Origin of the sequence: Klebsiella sp. WP4-W18-ESBL-05, from assembly GCF_014169075.1 — a bacterium.
GTDB lineage: Bacteria > Pseudomonadota > Gammaproteobacteria > Enterobacterales > Enterobacteriaceae > Kluyvera > Kluyvera ascorbata_B.
This window is the reverse complement of record NZ_AP022057.1, coordinates 2,963,255-2,982,381: the sequence shown is the minus strand read 5'-3', so window position 1 is coordinate 2,982,381 and position 19,127 is coordinate 2,963,255. Positions and strand designations below refer to the sequence as shown.

The 19,127-nt window shown below is 56.9% G+C and carries 18 protein-coding genes and 2 tRNA genes; 16 read left to right on the top strand and 4 right to left on the bottom strand.

All coding sequences use genetic code 11. The features are described from left to right. The first annotated feature begins 61 nt into the window (after positions 1 to 61). From plaP to tsuB, 3 genes are all read left to right on the top strand, one after another. Entirely contained in the window at positions 62 to 1,420 is a 1,359-nt protein-coding gene (plaP, locus tag H7R58_RS14460) for a putrescine/proton symporter PlaP (protein ID WP_106930033.1), read from the top strand. A gap of 188 nt (positions 1,421 to 1,608) precedes the next feature. Next, positions 1,609 to 2,664 (top strand): thiosulfate utilization transporter TsuA/YeeE, encoded by a 1,056-nt coding sequence (gene tsuA, locus H7R58_RS14455; RefSeq protein WP_106930071.1) that lies wholly within the window; start codon positions 1,609 to 1,611, stop codon positions 2,662 to 2,664. A gap of 10 nt (positions 2,665 to 2,674) precedes the next feature. Continuing rightward, on the top strand, positions 2,675 to 2,899 hold the full coding sequence (gene tsuB, locus H7R58_RS14450; RefSeq protein ID WP_182930369.1) for a thiosulfate utilization sulfurtransferase TsuB/YeeD: 225 nt from the start codon (positions 2,675 to 2,677) through the stop codon (positions 2,897 to 2,899). Positions 2,900 to 3,000: 101 nt separating this feature from the next. Here the strand turns inward: tsuB and sbcB are convergent, their stop codons facing one another. Next, positions 3,001 to 4,425, bottom strand: a complete 1,425-nt coding sequence (gene sbcB, locus H7R58_RS14445; protein ID WP_182930370.1) for an exodeoxyribonuclease I — start codon at positions 4,423 to 4,425, stop codon at positions 3,001 to 3,003. Positions 4,426 to 4,639: 214 nt separating this feature from the next. Between sbcB and dacD the strand changes: the two genes are divergently transcribed. The 6 genes from dacD (at position 4,640) to cobT (ending at position 10,043) form a co-directional block, all read left to right on the top strand. Beyond that, complete coding sequence (gene dacD / locus H7R58_RS14440) at positions 4,640 to 5,806, top strand: serine-type D-Ala-D-Ala carboxypeptidase DacD (RefSeq protein ID WP_106930027.1); 1,167 nt, start codon at positions 4,640 to 4,642, stop codon at positions 5,804 to 5,806. 98 nt (positions 5,807 to 5,904) lie between these two features. Then, on the top strand, positions 5,905 to 6,963 hold the full coding sequence (locus H7R58_RS14435; RefSeq protein WP_106930069.1) for an FUSC family protein: 1,059 nt from the start codon (positions 5,905 to 5,907) through the stop codon (positions 6,961 to 6,963). 200 nt (positions 6,964 to 7,163) lie between these two features. Continuing rightward, a complete protein-coding gene (locus tag H7R58_RS14430) occupies positions 7,164 to 7,484 on the top strand; it encodes a DUF496 family protein (protein WP_106930025.1) in 321 nt (106 codons plus the stop codon). Positions 7,485 to 7,682: 198 nt separating this feature from the next. Further along, positions 7,683 to 8,228: a bifunctional adenosylcobinamide kinase/adenosylcobinamide-phosphate guanylyltransferase gene (cobU, locus tag H7R58_RS14425; RefSeq protein WP_106930067.1), complete on the top strand. Its 546-nt coding sequence runs from the start codon at positions 7,683 to 7,685 to the stop codon at positions 8,226 to 8,228. Then, a complete protein-coding gene (gene cobS / locus H7R58_RS14420) occupies positions 8,225 to 8,965 on the top strand; it encodes an adenosylcobinamide-GDP ribazoletransferase (protein ID WP_106930024.1) in 741 nt (246 codons plus the stop codon). Before cobU ends, cobS begins: the two co-directional genes overlap by 4 nt. A gap of 25 nt (positions 8,966 to 8,990) precedes the next feature. Further along, positions 8,991 to 10,043 carry a nicotinate-nucleotide--dimethylbenzimidazole phosphoribosyltransferase gene (gene cobT / locus H7R58_RS14415; protein WP_182934409.1) on the top strand — a complete coding sequence of 351 codons (1,053 nt, stop codon included), beginning with the start codon at positions 8,991 to 8,993 and terminating at the stop codon, positions 10,041 to 10,043. 118 nt (positions 10,044 to 10,161) lie between these two features. Here the strand turns inward: cobT and H7R58_RS14410 are convergent. Beyond that, positions 10,162 to 10,237 (bottom strand) — tRNA-Asn (locus H7R58_RS14410). Positions 10,238 to 10,243: 6 nt separating this feature from the next. Here H7R58_RS14410 and H7R58_RS25625 point away from each other — a divergent pair. From H7R58_RS25625 to H7R58_RS14400, 3 genes are all read left to right on the top strand, one after another. Next, positions 10,244 to 10,423, top strand: a complete 180-nt coding sequence (locus H7R58_RS25625; RefSeq protein WP_219906275.1) for a DUF5951 family protein — start codon at positions 10,244 to 10,246, stop codon at positions 10,421 to 10,423. Continuing rightward, positions 10,399 to 11,865, top strand: a complete 1,467-nt coding sequence (locus tag H7R58_RS14405) for an EmmdR/YeeO family multidrug/toxin efflux MATE transporter (protein WP_106930020.1) — start codon at positions 10,399 to 10,401, stop codon at positions 11,863 to 11,865. Before H7R58_RS25625 ends, H7R58_RS14405 begins: the two co-directional genes overlap by 25 nt. A 141-nt stretch (positions 11,866 to 12,006) precedes the next feature. Then, a tRNA-Asn gene (locus H7R58_RS14400) sits at positions 12,007 to 12,082 on the top strand. Positions 12,083 to 12,166: 84 nt separating this feature from the next. Here H7R58_RS14400 and H7R58_RS14395 read toward each other — a convergent pair. Continuing rightward, the gene (locus tag H7R58_RS14395) at positions 12,167 to 13,615 is read right to left on the bottom strand and encodes an AMP nucleosidase (RefSeq protein ID WP_106930009.1); all 1,449 of its coding nucleotides are present in this window, start codon (positions 13,613 to 13,615) and stop codon (positions 12,167 to 12,169) included. Positions 13,616 to 13,809: 194 nt separating this feature from the next. Between H7R58_RS14395 and ldtA the strand changes: the two genes are divergently transcribed. From ldtA to H7R58_RS14380, 3 genes are all read left to right on the top strand, one after another. Continuing rightward, positions 13,810 to 14,742: a L,D-transpeptidase gene (ldtA, locus tag H7R58_RS14390; protein ID WP_106930010.1), complete on the top strand. Its 933-nt coding sequence runs from the start codon at positions 13,810 to 13,812 to the stop codon at positions 14,740 to 14,742. A 98-nt stretch (positions 14,743 to 14,840) separates the two neighbouring features. After that, positions 14,841 to 15,821 carry a Gfo/Idh/MocA family protein gene (locus H7R58_RS14385; protein ID WP_181358040.1) on the top strand — a complete coding sequence of 327 codons (981 nt, stop codon included), beginning with the start codon at positions 14,841 to 14,843 and terminating at the stop codon, positions 15,819 to 15,821. Further along, positions 15,818 to 16,759 carry a Gfo/Idh/MocA family protein gene (locus H7R58_RS14380; protein ID WP_106930014.1) on the top strand — a complete coding sequence of 314 codons (942 nt, stop codon included), beginning with the start codon at positions 15,818 to 15,820 and terminating at the stop codon, positions 16,757 to 16,759. The genes H7R58_RS14385 and H7R58_RS14380 overlap by 4 nt, the downstream gene beginning before the upstream one ends. A gap of 22 nt (positions 16,760 to 16,781) precedes the next feature. Here H7R58_RS14380 and H7R58_RS14375 read toward each other — a convergent pair whose 3' ends face one another. Then, the gene (locus H7R58_RS14375) at positions 16,782 to 17,663 is read right to left on the bottom strand and encodes a DMT family transporter (protein ID WP_182930372.1); all 882 of its coding nucleotides are present in this window, start codon (positions 17,661 to 17,663) and stop codon (positions 16,782 to 16,784) included. Between the two features lie 87 nt (positions 17,664 to 17,750). Between H7R58_RS14375 and H7R58_RS14370 the strand changes: the two genes are divergently transcribed. Further along, the gene (locus H7R58_RS14370; RefSeq protein ID WP_182930373.1) at positions 17,751 to 19,085 is read left to right on the top strand and encodes an aminotransferase-like domain-containing protein; all 1,335 of its coding nucleotides are present in this window, start codon (positions 17,751 to 17,753) and stop codon (positions 19,083 to 19,085) included. Positions 19,086 to 19,127: the final 42 nt, after the last annotated feature.

Below are 19,127 nucleotides of genomic sequence, written 5' to 3'. Positions count from 1 at the left end.
AGAAAAAAAATGGGGCAATTTTTCAATTTTGCACCGGCTATCGCCGTCAAGGGGACTAACCGTGTCGCATAACATTACTCCAAACACCTCTCGCGTGGAATTACGTAAAACGCTTACGCTTATTCCGGTTGTTATGATGGGCCTTGCCTATATGCAGCCGATGACGCTGTTTGATACGTTCGGTATCGTATCTGGCATGACCGATGGTCATGTGCCAACAGCTTATGCTTTCGCTCTGGTGGCGATTCTGTTCACTGCCCTGAGCTATGGTAAGCTGGTACGCCGCTATCCGTCGGCGGGCTCTGCCTACACTTATGCCCAGAAATCCATTAGCCCGACCGTTGGCTTTATGGTGGGTTGGTCTTCTCTGCTCGACTATCTGTTCGCGCCGATGATCAACATCCTGCTGGCAAAAATCTATTTTGAAGCACTGGTGCCGTCGATTCCGTCATGGGTATTCGTCATTGCACTGGTGGCCTTTATGACCGCGTTTAACCTGCGCAGCATTAAATCTGTCGCCAACTTCAACACCGTTATCGTGTTGTTCCAGGTGGTGCTGATTGCCGTCATTCTGGGCATGGTTATCTATGGCGTGGCGCACGGCGAAGGTGCCGGTACGCTGGCAAGCAACCGTCCATTCTGGTCGGGTGACGCACACGTGATCCCGATGATTACCGGGGCAACGATTCTGTGCTTCTCGTTTACCGGCTTTGACGGTATCAGCAACCTGTCTGAAGAAACCAAAGACGCTGAGCGTGTGATTCCGCGTGCTATCTTCCTGACGGCGCTGATTGGTGGCATGATCTTCATCTTCTCCACCTATTTCCTGCAGCTGTACTTCCCGGATATCTCTCGTTTTAAAGATCCGGACGCCTCACAGCCAGAAATCATGCTGTACGTGGCGGGTAAAGCCTTCCAGGTTGGCGCGCTGATCTTCTCGACCATCACCGTGCTGGCTTCCGGTATGGCGGCGCACGCTGGCGTGGCGCGCCTGATGTACGTGATGGGCCGTGACGGCGTGTTCCCGAAAAGCTTCTTCGGTTACGTGCATCCGACCTGGCGTACGCCGGCGATGAACATCATCCTGGTGGGGGCGATTGCGCTGCTGGCGATTAACTTCGACCTGGTGATGGCAACCGCGCTGATTAACTTCGGTGCGCTGGTGGCGTTCACCTTCGTCAACCTGTCCGTGATTTCTCAGTTCTGGATCCGTGAGAAGCGTAACAAGACGCTGAAAGATCACTTCCAGTACCTGTTCCTGCCGATCTGCGGCGCGCTGACCGTTGGCGCACTGTGGGTGAACCTGGAAGAGAGCTCAATGGTTCTGGGCCTGATCTGGGCCGGTATCGGCCTGATTTACCTGGCCTGTGTGACCAAAAGCTTCCGTAACCCGGTTCCGCAGTACGAAGATGTTGCATAACTGAATTAAAACGATGGTTGCAAAACCGGAGGCCTGGGCCTCCGGTTTTTTTTGCTTTCATGTCATGAGCGACTAAAAAAAACTTCATTAATAACCACCGGTAATAATATAGAGCTTTTGGTTATTGGTGCGGTCAGGCTCGGTCAGGAATAATTTCAGACCTGATTATATTGAGTTAATTGATTCTTATGTTGCACATGATAATAAGCGGAATAATTTGCGGGGCCTTACTGGGATTCGTTATGCAGCGCGGTCGTTTCTGTCTGACGGGCGGCTTTCGCGACATGTATATCGCCAAAAATAACCGTATGTTTTATGCGCTGCTGATTGCTATCTGTATCCAGAGTATCGGCGTTTTCTCGCTCATTCAGCTTGGGCTGGTGCAGTACGATGCCGGAGCATTCCCGTGGCTGGGCACGGTAGTTGGCGGCTTTGTTTTCGGTATGGGTATCGTCTATGCGGGCGGCTGCGCTACCGGCACCTGGTATCGCGCCGGGGAAGGGCTGATCGGCAGTTGGATTGCTCTGGTGACCTATATGGTTATGAGTGCGGTCATGCGTTCTCCACATGCGGCGGGGCTGAACGCCTTTCTTGGCCAGCACACGACGGCCCACAACGGTATTGCCGAAACCCTCAATATTTCCGTGTGGCCGATGATTGCGCTGCTGGTGGTGGTGACGCTGTGGCTGGTACGTAAAGAACTGCGTAAGCCGAAGCTAAAGGTGGCCTCGCTGCCGCCGCGCCGCCGCGGGCTGGCGCATATTCTGTTTGAAAAACGCTGGCATCCGTTCGTAACGGCCGTGCTGATTGGCCTGATTGCGCTGCTGGCCTGGCCGTTGAGCGAAGCTACCGGCCGTATGTTTGGCCTGGGGATAACCTCACCGACGGCCAATATTCTGCAGTTTCTGGTCGGCGGCAATGCGAAGTTCCTCAACTGGGGCGTCTTCCTGGTGCTGGGTATCTTTATCGGTTCGTTTATTGCCGCAAAAGCCAGCCGTGAGTTTCGCGTTCGCGCCGCGGACGCCAGCACCACGCTGCGTAGCGCCGGTGGCGGTGTCCTGATGGGCTTTGGCGCAAGCATTGCTGGCGGTTGTTCCATCGGTAATGGTCTGGTGATGACCGCGATGATGACCTGGCAGGGCTGGATTGGCCTGGTATTTATGATCCTCGGCGTGTGGTCTGCGTCGTGGATGTTGTATGTTCGCCCGCAGCGGAAAGCTAAGCTGAAAACCGCAGCGGCTTAAGGAGTAGAAAATGGTTATTAAGAAACTGGATGTTGTCACGCAGGTTTGCCCGTTCCCGTTAATTGAAGCGAAAGCGGCGATGGCGAAGCTGTCCCGCGGCGACCAACTGGTCATTGAATTTGACTGTACTCAGGCGACGGAGGCCATCCCACAGTGGGCGGCAGAAGAGGGGTTTACGGTGACCGACTATCAGCAGTCCGGCGATGCGGCGTGGACGATTACCGTACAGAAATAATGCTATCAGCATAACGTGATGCCGCTTGTCGAATATGCCAACGCTCTTATCCGGCAAGCGGCGCTGTAGCGCCTGATGGCGCTACGCCTACCAGTCAGTGCTTACACTATCTCCTGCGCGTATTGATACAGCGCCTTCAACAAAGTCAGCTTCTCGTTATTTCCTTCATACTGACCGTACAGCGTCTCCAGCTCCTGAGCATAGGCGTGTAAAAATGCCGGCGTAAAAATCTGTCGGCGGTGCTCCAACCAACGCTGCTGCTCGGTCTCATCAAGCGTGCCGGGGAAGTTGCGCGCCCGGAAGTTAAAGAGCAGTTTTTCAATTCGTTTGTCGGCGAAAGTGATATCCAGCGCCGGCAGGTTACGCGGCTCGGTTTCCAGTACAATTTTCATCGCTGCGCGGTCGGCATCGCTAAAGAAACCGTTGTAGAGCTGCGCATCGACGTTGTCCGACGGAACAAATGGCTCTGCCTCGGCAAAAATGGCGACCACTTTCTCACGTACCAGCGGGTTGTCGCGCAGCAGCTTGAGGTTATCCAGGCAGTGCTGGCGGTTGATGCCCAGGCGATCGGCGTCTTCCGGTCGCAGAGTATTCGCCTGCGCCAGTATCGGACATTTGTTCAGGTGCACCAGTTTAATCGGCACCGGCACATTGTCGCCGAGATCGGCTTTGGCGGTATATAACCGTTCGCGTAGCGCATCGGCGTCCAGCGTCAGCAGCGGGCTTATGTCGCCTGCCAGATCGACCATAATCACCGCATTACGGTTATCCGGATGCCAGGCCAGCGGCGCGACCCAACTGGTATTGCCACGCCATGCGCCGAACATGCCAGAAACATGAACCAGCGGCTTCATTTGCGGCACGTCAATCAGCGTGATCAGCTTGTTCTTGCCGCGGTAGGCATACAGGTAGTCGAACAGCTTCGGCTGCTGCGTTTTTACCAGCTTTGCCATGGCGATAGTGGCATAAACATCCGCCATCGCATCGTGGGCGTTACTGTGCTCAATACCGTTGGCTTTGGTCAGGTGCTCCAGACGAAAACTCGGGAGGCCGTCCTCGTTTTCCGGCCAGTTGATGCCGTCCGGGCGGAGGGCGTAGCAGGCGCGCATCACATCAAGAAGGTCCCAGCGCGAGTTGCGATTCTGCCAGCTCCAGGCATAGGGGTCGTAAAAGTTACGATAGAAGATATTGCGCGTCACTTCATCATCGAAGCGGACGTTGTTGTAGCCCACCACGCAGGTATCCGGCACGGTGAAAATGTCGTGGATGCGTTTGGCAAATGCGGCCTCATTTTCCCCTTTCGCACGCGCCTCCTGCGGCGTAATGCCGGTAATCAGCACCGCTTCTGGCTGCGGCAGATAATCGTCCGCAGGTTTACAGTAAAAGACCTCTGGCTCACCGATGATAGTAAAGTCTTTATCGGTACGGATAGCGGCGAACTGCGCGGGTCTGTCGAGGGAAGGGCTGGTTCCAAAGGTTTCGTAGTCGTGAAACAGGAATCCCGGCGCGCTGGAGGTCTCTTGCATAGCGTTTACTGTGTCCGTGTGTGGCATTGAATGCTCATGGTAAACGATTTCGCCGAGCATCAGAAGGGCGGCGGCGAATTCTGGAACCGGCCGCGCAGCGTATTTTTTAATGCGTAAATAGCGTTATGTCATATTTTCTTGCAATTTATACCAGCCAGGAAGCGCGAAGTTCCGTAAAAAGGACGACGAATTTGTATAAGTTGAGGATGTACCGTTGAAAGCCCGTTTTCTTGTTGCCGTATCTTTGCTCGCTTCGAGCGTTTCTTGTGCGTTTGCCGACAATGTCGCAATGCCTTCCGTCACCCCACCAGCCATTAAAGCCGGCGCTTGGGTTCTTATGGATTACACAACCGGGCAAATTTTAACCGCAGGTAATGAGCATCAGCAGCGCAATCCCGCCAGCCTGACCAAGCTGATGACCGGCTACGTGGTCGATCGCGCGATCGATAGCCATCGTATTACGCCTGATGATATCGTCACCGTCGGTCGCGATGCGTGGGCGGCCGGAAACCCGGTGTTTGATGGCTCCTCGCTGATGTTTCTGAAAGCCGGCGATCGCGTGTCGGTGCGCGATCTGAGCCGCGGCCTGATCGTCGATTCCGGCAACGACGCCTGCGTGGCGCTGGCGGACTACGTGGCCGGAGGCCAGCCGCAGTTTGTCAAAATGATGAATGATTATGTGCAAAAGCTAAACCTGCGCGACACTCATTTTGAAACTGTTCACGGCCTGGATGCGCCGGGCCAGCACAGTTCGGCTTACGATCTGGCCGTTCTCTCACGCGCCATCATTCACGGCGAGCCCGAGTTCTACCACATGTACAGCGAAAAGAGCCTGACGTGGAACGGCATTACCCAGCAGAACCGTAACGGCCTGCTGTGGGAAAAAACCATGCATATCGACGGCCTGAAAACCGGCCACACCTCCGGCGCCGGGTTCAATCTGATCGCTTCTGCGGTCGATGGCCAACGTCGCCTGATTGCCGTAGTGATGGGCGCCGATAGCCCAAAAGGCCGCGAAGACCAGGCGCGCACGCTGTTGCGCTGGGGACAACAGAATTTTGACACCGTGCAGATTCTGCACAGCGGTAAAAAAGTCGGTACCGAGCGTATCTGGTACGGCGACAAAGAGAAGATCGATTTGGGTACGGATCAGGACTTCTGGCTCGCGCTGCCTAAGGCCGAAGTACCCAATATCAAAGCCAAATACGTGCTGGATAAAAAAGAGCTCGAAGCGCCTATTGCTGCGCATCAGCGGGTGGGGGAAATTCAACTGCTCGACCGCGATAAAGTGGTCGCGCAGTGGCCGCTGGTGACGCTGGAAAGCGTCGATAAAGGCGGAATCTTCTCCCGTCTGAGTGACTATCTGCACCATAAAGTGTAATGACGCTCGCCCCACAAAGTGGGGCGTTTTTATCTCGCTGTAGTCGCCTTAGGGCAGAATCGTTACAATTCAGCCTTTCATTTTGTTGGAGAATGGGTGTGCGCCCGGATAAGTCACTCAGCCCTTTTGAAATTCGTCTCTATCGCCACTATCGTACCGTGCACGGCGCGCGCATTGCGCTGGCATTCGCGCTGGCGTTTATCATCGTCCGCCTGGCGGGGATCCCCGAAGGCTCCTGGCCGCTGATTACCCTGGTCGTCGTGATGGGGCCTATCTCCTTCTGGGGCAACGTGGTACCGCGCGCGTTTCAGCGTATTGGCGGCACCATTCTTGGCTCGGCGCTGGGGCTGGTGGCGCTCAAGCTGGAGCTTATCTCGCTGCCGCTGATGATTATCTGGTGTGCGGCCGCGATGTTCCTGTGCGGCTGGCTGGCGCTAGGCAAAAAGCCCTATCAGGCTCTGCTGATTGGTATCACCCTGGGCGTGGTGGTTGGGGCTCCGCCTGGCGACATTACTACCGCGCTTTGGCGAAGCGGCGACGTCATTTTCGGCTGTCTGCTGGCTATGCTGTTTACCGGTATTTATCCGCAGCGGGCGTTTATTCACTGGCGCATCCAGATGGCGACGTTTGTGACGCAGTTTAATCGGATCTACCAGGCGGGTTTGTCGCCGAACCTGATAGAGCGGCCGCGGCTGGAAAAACATCTGCAAACGGTGCTTAACGATGTGGTGAAAATGCGCGGGCTGATTACGCCTGCCAGCAAAGAAACGCATATTCATAAAGGTATCTTCGAAGCCATCCAGACCGTCAGCCGTAACCTTGTCTGCATGCTGGAGCTGCAAATCAACGCCCACTGGGCGACCCGCCCAAGCCATTTGCTGATGCTGAACGCTCATACGCTGCGGGAAACGCAGATGATGACCCAGCAAACGCTGCTGGCGATTGCCCATGCGCTGTATGAGGGTAACCCGCGGCCAATCAAAGCCAATAGCGAAAAGCTGAACGACATTGTGGCGGAGCTGCGCCAGCTGGTGAAGGAGCACCCGGGCGAGAATCTGGCGGAAACGCCGATTCACGGCTACGTCTGGCTGAGCATGGAGCTTGCCCGCCAGCTGGAGCTGCTGTCGAGTCTGATGTGCCGCGCTTTGCGTAAATAAAAGACAGATGCGCGCGGTTTTGCGTCTGGTTGTTTCGATTCAGCACGCTTTAGGGTTATGATGAAGCCAAAGCAAAAAAGAATGTTTGCGACAACGGCGGCGCATAAATCTTACCGGTTGAAGGGCATATCAGTAATGTGTACCTTATCGTGTAGCCGTTGTTTTAACGAATCCGACTCTCAACTATCAGGGGTATAAAAATGGAAACCACGAAACCTTCGTTTCAGGACGTACTGGAGTTTGTGCGTTTGTTCCGTCGTAAGAACAAGCTGCAGCGCGAAATCCAGGACGTAGAGAAAAAGATCCGTGACAACCAGAAGCGCGTCCTGCTGCTGGACAACCTCAGCGACTACATCAAACCGGGCATGAGCGTTGAAGCTATTCAGGGCATCATTGCCAGCATGAAGGGCGACTACGAAGATCGCGTTGATGACTACATCATCAAAAATGCCGAGCTGTCCAAAGAACGCCGCGACATCTCTAAAAAACTGAAAGTGATGGGCGAGCAGAAAAGCGAGTAACCGTCGTTCTCAGGTGGCGGCGCTGCCGTCACCTGGCCCCCTGAATACCGTCCTTCCTCTTCCCGCCGATACAACCTCAGTGACATTGCGAGCAATGCGGAGTATAAAGCTCTCTGTTTGATATATAAGCCACAGTTATGTGGGAACGTATTGATATCAAAGGAACTCGCGAACAATGCAGCAACATCAGGAAGCGCAATCATGATGCTGGTGACCGGCGGCGCGCGCAGCGGCAAGAGCCGTCACGCTGAATCGTTACTCAGCCAGTATCCTCAGGTTTGTTATATCGCCACCTCGCAAATTTTTGACGCCGAGATGGCCGAGCGTATTCAGCACCACCGGGACAGTCGCCCCGCGCACTGGCGTACGGAAGAACGCTGGCAGCACCTTGCCGACATCATTACCCCGCACAACGATCCCAACGAAGCCATTTTGCTGGAATGCATCACGACGCTTATCACCAATATTTTATTTGCCTCTGGTGATGCACAAGCTATCGAACGTTGGGATTTTGCCGCCCTTGAGGCTGAGGTCAGCGCTGAAATTGACGCGCTGATTGCTGCCTGCGAACGCTGTCCGTCGCCGGTGGTGCTGGTCACTAATGAAGTGGGGATGGGCATTGTGCCCGAGAATCGTCTTGCCCGGCATTTTCGCGATATTGCTGGGCGCGTGAATCAAAAGCTGGCACAGGCGGCGGACGACGTCTGGCTGGTGGTATCAGGGATTGGAGTCAAAATAAAATGAGCCGACTGTTTTTCGCCACACTCTCTTTTATGAGCCGTCTGCCGGTGCCACAGCGCTGGTCGCAGGGGCTGGATCTGGATCGCTATGTCAGTGGCGTGCTGACCTTTCCCGTTATCGGGTTGCTGCTCGGCGCGCTGAGCGGCCTGGTCTTTGTGATTGTACAGGCCTGGTGCGGGATTCCGCTGGCGGCTTTCTTTGCCGTGTTGACGCTGGCCCTGCTGACCGGAGGCTTTCATCTCGATGGTCTGGCCGATACCTGTGACGGTGTTTTCTCCGCCCGTCGCCGCGAAAAGATGTTAGAAATCATGCGCGACAGCCGCCTGGGCACCCACGGTGGCCTGGCGCTGATTTTTGTGCTGCTGGCGAAAGTGCTGGCGGTGAGCGAACTGGCCCTGCGCGACACGCCGATGCTGGCGGCGATGGCCGGTGCCTGTATTGCCGGCCGTTCTGCTTCGGTGTTGATGATGTACCGTCATCGCTACGCGCGTGAAGAGGGGCTGGGTAACCTGTTCATCGGTAAAATCACCTTCCGTCAGACCTGGGTTACCCTGGTTATCGGCGCTGCGCTGGTAGCTGCCCTGTTAGGCATGCACGGTCTGCTTGCGTTGCTGGTGGCGTTTATCGGCGTCTTTATCCTGGGGCTGCTGCTCAAGCGCACGCTGGGAGGGCAGACCGGAGACACCCTGGGCGCGGCAATTGAACTGGGCGAAGTGATTTTCTTGCTGGCGCTCCTGTAAGCCAGCGATTAACCGGAAAGAGATAATGCAAACACTGACTTCACGACTGGCGGCTATTCCTGACGTCGACAGCGCCGCCATGGCGCATGCGCAGCAGCATATTGATGGGCTCTTAAAACCAACGGGCAGTCTGGGGCGGCTGGAAGCGCTGGCGGTACAGCTGGCGGGGATGCCGGGTCTGCGCGGCACGCCACATGTCGCCAGGAAAGCCATGCTTGTTATGTGTGCCGATCACGGCGTCTGGCATGAGGGGGTTGCCGTTTCGCCTCAGGTGGTTACGGCGATTCAGGCGGTTAATATGACCCGACACAATACCGGCGTCTGCGTGCTGGCCGCTCAGGCGGGGGCTGAGGTGCACGTGATTGACGTGGGCATTGATGCTGACCCTATCCCAGGCCTGGTGGAGATGAAGGTGGCGCGCAGCAGCGGCAATATTGCCCGCGGGCCAGCCATGAGCGCAGAACAGGCACAGACCGTCCTGATGGCTGCGATTGACTATACCCGCACTCTGGCGGAGCAGGGCGTTACTTTGTTCGGCGTGGGTGAACTGGGGATGGCAAATACAACGCCAGCGGCGGCCGTGGTCAGCGTACTGACCGGCAGTGAACCAGAGGCGGTGGTTGGCGTCGGCGCGAACCTGCCGCAGGCGCAGTTGGCGAATAAAGTTGACGTGGTGCGCCGCGCTATCGCTGTAAACCAACCGGATGCCGATGACGGTCTCGACGTGCTGGCGAAAGTGGGCGGCTACGATCTGCTGGGTATGACCGGCGTGATGCTCGGCGCGGCCTCCTGTGGCCTACCGGTCGTGCTGGACGGTTTCCTTTCTTACGCATCGGCGCTGGCAGCCTGCCGGATTGCGCCGGGCGTGAAGCCGTATTTGATTCCTTCGCACTTCTCCGCCGAGAAAGGGGCGCGCATTGCGCTGACGCATCTGGCGCTGGAGCCGTATTTACATATGGATATGCGCTTGGGGGAAGGCAGCGGCGCGGCGATGGCGATGCATATTGTTGAGTCAGCCTGCACGATGTATAACCGCATGGGCACGCTGGCGGGCAGTAATATCGTCCTGCCGGTTTAAGAACGTCATTGCGCCGACGCCTGTCGGCGCAGCTATTCTGGCCGTTGCTCATTTTCGGGCGTCTGAACCACAAAAACAAAAATCCCGCTTAAGTTTCCTTAAGCGGGATCTTCAGATTTGGCTCCTCTGACTGGACTCGAACCAGTGACATACGGATTAACAGTCCGCCGTTCTACCGACTGAACTACAGAGGAATCGTTGTGGAGTCGTATCTTAGCGGCGAAAAAACTTTTGTCAAACCCCAATTCACGCTTTGTGGTGCAGTTGCCTATTCCATCAACAATTTGTCGCCATTGCAGACAAAAATTAAGGAAAAATGTTTTGCAGGAACGCGGTTTCTCCCTCATCATTTGAAATGGAGTTTCAACTTTCAGAACTAAGGCCCATTTTGAACGTCACCGCCGTGCTTCGCCAGGCCGTCTCACGCACGCCCTGGTATAAAAAACGCAAAAGTTATCGAGTTCTCTTCTGGCGTGAAATCACCCCCCTTGCTGTGCCCATCTTTCTGGAAAATACCTGCGTTTTACTGATGGGTGTACTGAGTACATTCCTCGTCAGTTGGTTAGGCAAAGAAGCGATGGCCGGCGTGGGCCTGGCCGACAGCTTCAATATGGTGATCATGGCGTTCTTCGCCGCGATTGACCTTGGGACCACGGTGGTGGTGGCCTTCAGCCTGGGCCGACGCGACCGGCGCAAGGCGCGGGCGGCGGCGCGTCAGTCGCTGGTCATCATGACCTTGTTCGCCATCGTGCTGGCGGCGGTGATTCACTATTTCGGCGCGGAAATTATCAATATTGTGGCCGGAGACGCCACGCCGGAAGTGAAAGCGCTGGCGTTAACCTACCTTGAACTGACCGTGTTGAGCTACCCGGCGGCGGCGATTGCCTTGATTGGCAGCGGTGCGCTGCGTGGTGCGGGAAACACCAAGATCCCGCTGATGATAAACGGCGGCATGAATATCCTGAACATTATGATCAGCAGCGTGCTGATTTACGGGGCCTTTGGCTGGGATGGCCTGGGGTTCGCCGGAGCCGGGCTGGGGCTGACGATTTCGCGCTATATCGGCGCGGTGGTGACTATCTACGTGCTGATGGTCGGCTTTAATCCGGCGTTGCGCATTCCGCTTAAAAGCTACTTCAAACCCCTGAACTTCGCCATCATCTGGGAGGTCATGGGCATTGGCATTCCGGCGAGCGTAGAGTCGGTGCTGTTTAACAGCGGCAAGCTGCTGACGCAAATGTTCGTCGCCGGGATGGGGACTGACGTTATCGCCGGTAACTTTATCGCTTTCTCGGTGGCGGCATTGATTAACCTGCCGGGTAACGCGCTGGGCTCAGCGTCGACCATTATTACCGGTAAACGTCTTGGTACCGGCCAACTGGCGCAAGCGGAGCGGCAGCTGCGCCATGTATTCTGGATGTCGACGATTGTGCTCACGGTGATTGCATGGGGAACCGCACCGTTTGCCGGACTGTTTGCCTCGTTCTATACCCATGAGCAGGATGTTAAAGACGTGGTGAAAATCCTGCTGTGGATGAACGCTGCTTTTATGCCTATCTGGGCTGCTTCGTGGGTGCTGCCAGCCGGTTTTAAAGGTGCTCGGGACGTACGCTTTGCGATGTGGGTGTCTATGCTGAGCATGTGGGGCTGTCGCGTGGTGGTGGGCTACGTGTTGGGTATCGTGCTGGGATGGGGTGTCGTCGGCGTCTGGATGGGGATGTTCCTCGACTGGGCCACCCGCGCCGCGCTGTTCTATCGCCGTCTGATTACCGGGCGCTGGGCGTGGAAATATGCGCCAGCGAAGAAAGAGGATGCCGCATAACCGCCTGATTGCGGTGAAAATCGGCAAAAAAAGTCAGTTTTCAACCTGATTGCAGATTAAATCAGCAAACGCGTAATTTTCTGCAAATCAGGCTTTGACAACCACGGGGCACCCCGATAATATGCGCCTCGTTCACACGATTCCTCTGTAGTTCAGTCGGTAGAACGGCGGACTGTTAATCCGTATGTCACTGGTTCGAGTCCAGTCAGAGGAGCCAAATTTAAAAAGCCTGCTTTCGAGCAGGCTTTTTGCTTTTCTGCGTTCAGGAAAATCCCCGGCGTCGCGTGGCCGGGGGCAGTATTTAGCGGAAAGGCGGTTCGTTAAAGGTCCGCAGCTTACGTGAATGCAGGCGGTCGCCCTCTGCGCGCAGCAGATCAATGGCGCGAATGCCAATTTGCAGGTGTTCGGAAATTGCACCCTCATAGAAACGGTTGGCCTGACCGGGCAGCTTGATCTCGCCGTGCAGCGGCTTATCTGACACGCACAGCAGCGTGCCGTAGGGTACGCGGAAGCGATAACCCTGTGCGGCAATGGTTGCACTCTCCATATCAATAGCCACCGCGCGGCTGAGGTTGAAGCGCAGCGCGGAAGCCGAGTAGCGCAGCTCCCAGTTGCGGTCGTCGGTCGTCACGACCGTACCGGTACGCAGACGCTGTTTGACTTCTTCTCCCGGCATCCCGCTGACCTGCTTGGTGGCGTCGTACAGCGCGCGCTGTACTTCTGCAATGCTGGGGATCGGGATATCCGGCGGCAGCACGGCATTAAGGACATGGTCATCACGCAGATAGGCGTGCGCCAGCACATAATCGCCGATAGACTGGCTTTCACGCAGACCGCCACAGTGACCAATCATCAGCCAGACATCCGGGCGCAGCACTGCCAGGTGATCGCAGATGTTTTTGGCATTAGAAGGGCCTACGCCAATATTGATAAGCGTAATCCCCTGACCCTCTTTGGTCATCAGGTGCCAGGCCGGCATCTGATGTTTCTTCCACGCCAGGTCGGAGATCGCCTCTTCTGGCGCTTCGGTATCGGCGGTGATCCAGATCCCCCCAGCGCAGGAAAGGGAGACATATGGGCTGTCCGGGTCGAGGATCTGGCTACAGCCCCAGCGCACAAATTCATCGACGTAGCGGGTATAGTTGGTAAACAGCACAAACGGCTGGAAGTGCTCGACCGGCGTCCCGGTGTAGTGGCGCAGACGCGCCAGCGAGAAGTCTACGCGGCGGGCATCGAAGTGCGACAGCGGGTAAAACTCGGTGGCGTGGGTTAAGCCGTCCGCCGTTTCATCGCCAATCTGCGAGAGTTCAGTCGTCGGGAAAACGCGGGTCAGATCGGCGCTCATGGAGCGATCGAGATTCAGGCCGTCAATAACGTAAGGGTAGGGGATCTCATGCTGCGACAGGCCTACTTCGATGTGCGCGTCGTAGTCTTCATACAGTAATGATAATTGCTCCAGCAGATAGCCGCGGAACAGCGCTGGATGAGTGATGGTTGTGGTGTAGCAGCCTGAGTGGGTAAATCGGCCGAAGGCGCGCGTTTTCTGCGCCTTGTGCGCGCAGCCGCTCCAGGAGACGGAAAGCTGAGGATAGACAAAGAGTCCGTTGGCCCGCGCCTCGGCGCTGGGCAGCGAGCGATGGTCAATAAACAGACGAATCGCGTCACGTAATGCACTTACCGATTGATCGTACAGCGACTGGAGTTTTTCCAGCGCCTGCTCTGGGGTCAGACTTACGCCCGTGTTACTCATCGTTCGCTCCTTGTGTCAGGTCTGCGGCTTTTCCCGATAGTATGTCAGCGGCTGATGAAACAAAAGCGCCAGGCCGCTCACTTATAACAACTGATTAACCTTTAACCATATTCCTGCCGTGAGAAGGCTTTTGCGGCGCGGCGGGGGAAAAAAGCTATAATTAACCGATATCTGCCGTGAATGAGGAAAGGGACATGGGACCTCGTAGAAAACGTTTATGCGCGCTGATGCTGCTGATGGCTAGCCAAAGCGTACTGGCTGTGACTTATCCATTGCCTCCGGAAGGGAGTCGCTTAGTGGGCAGCACGCTGCACATCACGGTACCGGCGGATAACCGCCTGCCGCTGGAGTCCTTTGCCGCGCAGTATGGGCAGGGTCTGAGTAATATGCTGGAGGCCAATCCCGGCGTGGACGTATTCCTGCCGAAATCAGGCTCGACGCTGACGATCCCACAGCAGCTCATTTTGCCTGATACCGTGCGCCAGGGGATCGTGGTTAACGTTGCTGAAATGCGTCTCTATTACTACCCGCCGGGTAGTCATACCGTGGAGGTGCTACCGATTGGGATTGGCCAGGCCGGGCGAGAGACGCCGCGTAACTGGGTAACCGCCGTTGAGCGTAAGCAGGAAGCCCCAAGCTGGACTCCGACCGCCAACACCCGCCGTGAATATGCTAAACGCGGTGAAAGTCTGCCCGCGTTCGTTCCCGCCGGGCCCGATAACCCGATGGGGCTGTACGCGATTTATATTGGGCGGCTTTATGCCATTCATGGCACTAACGCGAATTTCGGGATCGGACTGCGCGTCAGCCAGGGCTGTATTCGCCTGCGCAACGACGATATTAAATACCTGTTTGACAATGTGCCGGTGGGGACGCGGGTGCAAATTATCGATCAGCCGGTGAAATATACCACCGAGCCGGACGGTAGCCGCTGGGTGGAGGCGCACGAGCCATTGTCGCGCAACCGCACAGAATTTGAATCCGATAACAAAGTTCCGTTGCCGATGACGCCTGCATTGCGTAGTTTTACCCAACAGGCAGGCGTGGACGTGAGCCGGGCACAGGCGGTTCTGGATCGACGCTCCGGGATGCCGGTGAATATCAGCGCTTCGCACGCCACGCTGTAACCCGTTTTGATGAAACGAAAAAGCCCGCCTGTTGCTCGCCAAAGCCCTTCACTGACCCGCATTGCTGCACTGCGGGTTTTTTTATTATGAGGAACGCCATGAAATACGTCATCGTTGGTAGCGGAAATATCAGCAATACCTACCTGCGTGCCGTGGAGCATATTGAGGGCTCCACCATTGTCGGCTGTATCTCTCGCCGCGGCAGAACGCCGCAGGCCGCGGGCGATCTACCGTGTTGGCCCGATCTGTCCGCCGTTGATCGTGACTATGACGCGGTCATCGTGGCGACGCCTAATGGCCTGCATCATCAGAGCGCAATCCAGGCGGCTGAGGCGGGAAAACACGTGCTGGTGGAGAAGCCTCTCGAGATAACCTTGTCCGCCGCCGATCGTATGATTGCCAGCGCCGAAGCAGCGGGCGTGGTGCTGGCCGTTGCGTATCAACGGCGGACGCGGCCCGATAACATGGCCCTCAAGGCGCTACTGGAAAGCGGGGCGTTGGGAAAACGTTATTCGGTGGATGTCTCGTGCCGCTTCTGGCGCGATCAGGCCTATTACGACAGCGCTGACTATCGCGGGGGATACGCGATCGATGGCGGGGGCGTGTTTATTCAGCAGGGCGCACACCATATCGATAACTATCTCTGGCTCTTCGGCATGCCTGTAAGCGTCACCAGCGAACTGGCGACCTTCGCGCATCAGATGGAAGCCGAGGATCACGGCGCGGCGATATTTCGCCACGCCGATGGCATGATCGGGACATTCGTCGCCTCCACCTGTGCACGTCCCGGCTTTTCTGCGCGCCTGGAGTTTTCCTGTGAAAAGGGTTCCTTCACCGTTACAGATGACCGCATCACCCAATGGTATATTGACGGCATTGATAACCCGAGTGAGGGCTTGCCGGAAACCCGTAGCGAAGGGGCGCACAGCGCCGTGGTCACCGATACCTTCGGTCACCAAGCTATCCTGCGCGATTTCGCCAACGCGGTGGTCAGCGGCGCGGCTCCGCTGTGCAGCGGCCGCGACGCGCGTCGGGCAACCGAGCTGGTGTTGCAGATTTATAAAAGGAGAGTGGAATGAGTGACGTGGTGAACTGGGGGGTACTGGGCTACGCCCGTATTGCCAAAAATTCGATTATTCCGGCGATTACCCGCGCGGAGAACGCGCGGCTGTATGGCGTCGCCTCGCGTAACCAGGCGGAACTTCCGACCGGTGAGTGGGCGCAGAACTACGGCGACTATGCCGCGCTGTTGGCGGACCCGGCCATTCAGGCCGTCTATATTCCTCTGCCCAATTCGCTGCATAAGGAGTGGGTTATTCGCGCGCTGGCGGCGGGTAAGCACGTGCTGTGCGAAAAACCGATTGGGCTGAATGCGGCGGAAGCGCAGGAGATGCAGCAGGCGGCGATACAGCATAATCGTTTGCTGATGGAAGCCTTTATGTATCAGTACACCGACCGCGTGCGGGTGATCAAACAGGTGCTGGAGAGCGGGGTACTGGGCGAGCTTCGCCATATTAACGTGTCGTTCCGTTTCCTGCTCGATCGCCCTAACACCATTAAGATGCAGCCAACGCTCGGCGGCGGCGCGCTGTACGATGTGGGCTGCTACCCGGTGAACTTTGTCGGCATGGTGACCGGGCGCTTGCCGACGCAGGTGCGAGCGCTGTGCGAAACCGAGCAGGGGGTGGACACCAATCTTTCGGCGCTTTTGCAGTATGATGACGGCCTGATTGCCAATATTCATTGCGGATTCAACGCTTTTGGTCGCAATTATGCGGAAATCATCGGCAGTAAAGGGATGCTGATCATCGATAAACCGTTCCTTGATGACGCCGGCGCGCTGCATCTGCATACCGCCGAAGGCGTACGCGAGCTGCCGGTTAGCGAGTCCGATCGCTATCAGGCAGAGATTCGCCATTTCTCCAGCGCAGTGCTCAATCAGCCATCGCGGTTGATTCCGCTGACGGAAACGGTGCGCAATATGCAGGTGCTGGATCAGATTCGCGCCGCGCTGTAGCCGAGGGTTGCCCGGTATGGTTTTATCGGGCAAACCGCCGTGAACACACAACGCACAAAATGACGCCGAGGGTGACCCAAAACATTTGCGGATTGACCGTCTCATGAATCAGCCCGGCGGAAAGCGCGAGGCCAAAAAAGGGTTGCAGTAGCTGTAGCTGCCCCACGGCGGCGATGCCCCCGGCCGCCAGCCCCTTGTACCATAAAATAAAACCTATCAACATGCTGAATAGCGACACGTAGCCCAGCGCCAGCCAGGTGGGCAGGGTGTAGGCTGCAAAGGTGGTGGGCCAGTAAATAAAGGTAGCAACCAGCATGAACGGCAGCGATAGCGTCAGCGACCAGCTGATCGCCTGCCAGCCACCCAGTTCGCGGGTTAAGGTTGCCCCTTCCGCGTAGCCAAGCCCACAGACCGCAACAGCGGCAAGCATCAACATATCTCCTGTGAATGACAGCGAAGCACTTTGTGACAGGGCAAAACCGGCGACCAACAGGCTGCCGAACAGCGAAAATATCCAGAACGCCGCGCGAGGTCGCTCGCCGCCGCGCAGTACGCCAAAAATTGCCGTAGCCAGCGGCAGCAGCCCGATGAAGACAATCGAGTGGGCGGCGGTGATGTAGCGTAGCGCGAGCGCGGTAAGCAGCGGAAATCCGATGATCACCCCAAATGATACCGTCAGCAGGGGCATAATGTGCCCGGCGTTCGGGCGCGGCTGACGAAAGCTCTGAAGCAGCGTCACGGCCAGTAGTCCGGCGATAGAGGCGCGTAAAAAGGTGAGAAAGAACGGATCCATTTCCAGCACAGCCACCCGCGTTGCCGGCAGTGAGCCGCTAAAAATCATGACCCCGAGTAGGCCGTTGAACCACCCGGTGGTGATAGGTGTATTTCGCTTTTCAGTCTCCATCTCACGCCCCTTAGCGTTGTGTCATTGTGGCGGCGATGGTAGTTTTTCTTATCTGATACAATCAAATTATTGTCATGGATACATTGCATGAAGGCGCGCTATAAAACCCTTGTTGACGATTACGCGCGAGCGATCCGCAGGGGTCAACTGACGGCGGGAACCCGACTCCCCACGCATCGGCGGCTGGCCGCTGAACACCGTATTTCGCTGGCGACGGCAACCCGGGTTTATGCCGAGCTGGAGGGGATGGGGCTGGTCAGCGGTGAGACCGGGCGCGGTACCTTTGTGCGTGAGATTGCGTTGGCGGCTGGGCACGGCATCGATCAGCAGGCGATCGCGGCCGACGTGCTCGATCTTAACTTTAACTATCCATCGCTCCCCGGCCAGGGCGAGCAGCTGCGTGAAGGGCTACGGCAGCTTGCCGCCGAGGGGGATATCGAATCACATCTGCGCTACCAGCCGCATGCGGGTAGAGCGGCAGAGCGGGAGATTATCGCCCGGCATTTACGCGTCAGCGGTCTGGCAACGCAGCCGGAAAATGTGCTGATCGTCAACGGCGCTCAGCATGGGCTGGCCGTGGCGGTGATGGGGCTGTTGCGCCCTGGCGACGTGGTGGCGGTAGACGCGTTGACCTATCCCGGCTTCAAGGCGTTGGCCGCGCTGTACCAGCTTGAGCTGCTCGCTATCCCGACGCGGGACGAGGGGCCTGATTTTGACGCACTGGCCAGCCTGTGCCAGCGTCGTCATATTCGCGCTATTTATGCGATGCCGACGTTGCACAATCCGTTAGGGTGGGTGCTGAGCGCTCGCCAGCGGCAGCGTCTGGCGTCTATTGCCCGCGCGCACGATTTGCTGATCATTGAAGATGCTGCCTACGCCTATCTGGTGTCCCAACCGCCGCGACCGCTGGCCTGTTATGCGCCGGAACGCACGGTCTACGTCAGCGGCTTTTCAAAAGATGTTGCGACCGGGCTGCGGGTTGGGGTAGTGGTATGCCCCGCCGGCTATCGGCAGGGGCTGGAACGCGCCATTCGTGCCACCGTATGGAACACGCCTTCGCTCATAACGGCGCTGATCTGTCGGTGGATCGAGAACGGTACCGTTGCGCGCCTGGCAACGCAGAAGCGGCGGGATGCGCGACTGCGCCAGCGTATTGCTCGCGAGTGCCTGGGGGCGTTACCGTCGGTGAGTCACCCGAATTCCTGGTATATCTGGATCCCACTGGCAGAAGAGGGGCGGGCGGACCGGGTGGCCAGGATGCTGATGGACAAGCAAATTTCAGTTTCAACCGCCGAACCGTTTTGCGTTTCAACGGCTATCCCGCAGGCAATTCGCGTGGCGTTAGGCTCGGTATCGATAGCGCAGCTGCGTGCCGCGATGATCGCGGTGCGTGAAACCATTGAATATGAACAGAGTCGGTGAAGGGAAAGTCGAAAAGCAAAAAGCCTGCTCGAAAGCAGGCTT